Origin of the sequence: uncultured Campylobacter sp. (assembly GCF_938041645.1) — a bacterium.
GTDB lineage: Bacteria > Campylobacterota > Campylobacteria > Campylobacterales > Campylobacteraceae > Campylobacter_B.
Window position 1 is genome coordinate 1 of sequence record NZ_CALIST010000054.1, and the last position, 2,657, is coordinate 2,657.

Sequence of the window (2,657 nt, forward strand, 5' to 3'; positions counted from 1 at the left end):
CCCGTATTCCTTTTTGAAATCCGTTTCGAGCTCTTTGAGCTGCCTTTCCTGCTCCATCGCGCGGAAGCTTTGATACTCCTCGTCGCTTAGCACCTTGCCTCCGGCGCCCTCTTTCTTGCCGGGCTCCGCGCCCTTGTTCGGCTCTTCCTTTACGGATTTGTCGTCGCGAGGCGCGGCGGATTTTTTAGGCTCGCCCCCCGCATCCTTGGCGGGTTCCCCTTTGCCGTCCGCGGCAGCCGCGGCGGCGGGATCTGTTACGCCCTCGTCCAAATCGTCATCATAGATATCCTCAGCCATCTCTACTCTCCTTCCTTGCTTGCCTTGCTTGCTTTATCGCCCAAATCCAAAAGACCCTCGTTCGCTTTCACGTCGTCCTTTTTCCCGTCCTCATCCTTGCCGGACTTTTTCTCATCGGCTCCCATGGCGGACCACTCCTCAGCGTTAAAAATTTGCACCTCCAACCCCGTCTCGTCCTTGTGTCTGACGACTACGTCGCCGATCTTTCCGTCCGAGATCTGCCCCGTGCTCTTGCCGTTTGAAAACACCATCAGCCCGTTGGTGGCCATGTGTGTGATCGTGCCCAGCACCTTGAAATCGCTTTTTTTCATAGCTTTCTCCTTTGAAAATTTTTAATGATTCTATTTCTGCGCGTCCTAATTTTTTTAAACTCGATTTTCATCTCAAATCCCGCCGTTTAGCAGCGCCGCGCGATCAAGTTCGTCGTCGCTCGGAGGGTGTTCGTCTCTATCCGAAACGTCCGGTGCCTCGCCGCCCTCATCATCGGCTGCGTCCTGCGCCTGCTGGGCCGCTTGAAGTTGGGCTTGCTGGAGCGCTTGCATCTGCACCATAGCCTCGTCGATCGCCTCGATAGGCGCGTTTTCGCCTAGGATCAGAGTTAAAATTTCTTTGATGATCTCCCCTGAGATAGCCGGGGTTGCCATATTCGCCTGCGCCAAGACCTGCATTAAAGAGTTGAGCTGTCCGATCTTGACTTCGTTTGCTATGGTGGTGCCGAAATTTACGTTCACATCGAAATCAAGCGGCGCGCTGCGATCGCCTATCTTTTCGATGATCTGCGGATCCTCCGTAATCCGCACGAATTCCTCGTCGCTTGTAAATTTGTATATGAGCCAAACGAAATGTTCGGCGTAGCTTTGCAGCATCGTATCGAGCAGGGTTTGAAGCATGCTCTCTATCCTCGTGCCGGAAGCCGAATTGACCGCCTGAAGCGCGCTCGTAGCCCTGCGATCGCTCGGGCTAGTCTGCCCCGTCATTACGCTGTTTACGCCCGTCGCGATTTCGTATTCGTTCTTTAGCATCGCGATCTCTTCGCTTAGCCCATACGTGCCGGGCTCGCTCATTACGGTGATGACATCCTTAACCGTCCTGCCCGGACCCGGGCTTGTGCGGATAAATTTCTTTCGAGCCGTGATGTCGCTGATCGCTACGCTGCCCGCGTCTTTATCGATAGCGTAGGGCGGATCGATCTGATTTTCGGTGATGTCGATCTTTTGGTTTCGCTTGATGTTGTATTCCTCTTGCAGTTCCCAAACGATCTCGGGGATACACGAGCCGTATATCGCTATCTCATCCTCGCGCTCGTCCTCGTTTATGCTAGGCGTAGTTTCGATGCAATATCCGTAGTGAAACGGCAGGCGGGAAAATGTCGCTTCGCGCACGAGAGTGCTGTTTGCGTAGGTTTTGAGTTTCCATACGATCCGCCCCTGCTCGCGGCTTTTGACATACAGATCTCGCATCGCTATGCGCTCGCTGCCTGCCGTGGTCTGCGCGATCACGTTTCGGTCTTTGGATTTGTAAAATTTGCGCTCCAGCTTCTCTCTGATCTCTCTTGCCGATTGGTTGTATCTGAAAGCTACGTATTCGATGTCGTTGATGTCGCTTGCGTGGCGATCAAACGCCAGATCGGTGATCGGGATAAATTTCGTGCGGATCTGCGCGGCTGTTTTGTCATAAAATAGATTGACGATACCCAGCGGCAGATACAGCGCGCTAAGCACGGCTTTGGACAGCCCCACGCGATGCTCTTTCTTTTTCCAATAGTTTTTCAGCACCGCCGTAAGCGCGTTTTGCAGGATTAGATCGTGATCGCTTCGCAGTCCTACCCTCTTTACTTCGATCGGGCAGCGGTCGCTCATAAAGCTAGTTTTGAATACGCTATGGATGATATTTACGGTGGTTTTTACGAGCGGGATGTAAAGCTTCGAGCGGCTTCGCTCTGCGCTCTTGCGCTTGCTCGTGCGGTTATCCTCTTTATAAACCGCGCGATATGCTCTCTCGCAGCGCAGAAATCTCTCCTCCTGCTCCTCAAGGTCGCTAAAAGCACGCGTGATTAGCGAATAATCTTCGTCGTTTGGCATTTTCTACTCCGCAAAAGGGCGTATCCTGCCCGGATTTGACCCTATTTTTTGGATAGCTTATTCCCCCGCGTCCTAATTTTTCTATACTGCGATTTGCTTTTTTGTATCTTTTTTGATACAATGCGGGATATGAAAAAGATTGAGGCGGTTTTCTATCAAAATGCGGGCGGCAATGAGCCCGTGCGGGAGTGGTTGTTGGGTTTGGATAGAGAGGATCGCAGGATCATAGGAGAGGATATTGCGACGGTGGAATTCGGCTATCCGATAGGGATGCCCGTA

At 52.5% G+C, this 2,657-nt stretch carries 3 protein-coding genes; all 3 read right to left on the reverse strand.

What is annotated here, in order from left to right; genetic code table 11:
• Nucleotides 1-297 (reverse strand): hypothetical protein (locus Q0600_RS07670; protein WP_298758843.1); only part of this gene is annotated, 297 nt, incomplete at its 3' end.
• 2 nt (nt 298-299) lie between these two features.
• The gene (locus tag Q0600_RS07675) at nt 300-608 is read right to left on the reverse strand and encodes a hypothetical protein (protein WP_298758846.1); all 309 of its coding nucleotides are present in this window, start codon (nt 606-608) and stop codon (nt 300-302) included.
• 72 nt (nt 609-680) lie between these two features.
• Nucleotides 681-2,378: a hypothetical protein gene (locus Q0600_RS07680; protein WP_298758850.1), complete on the reverse strand. Its 1,698-nt coding sequence runs from the start codon at nt 2,376-2,378 to the stop codon at nt 681-683.
• Nucleotides 2,379-2,657 lie beyond the last annotated feature (279 nt).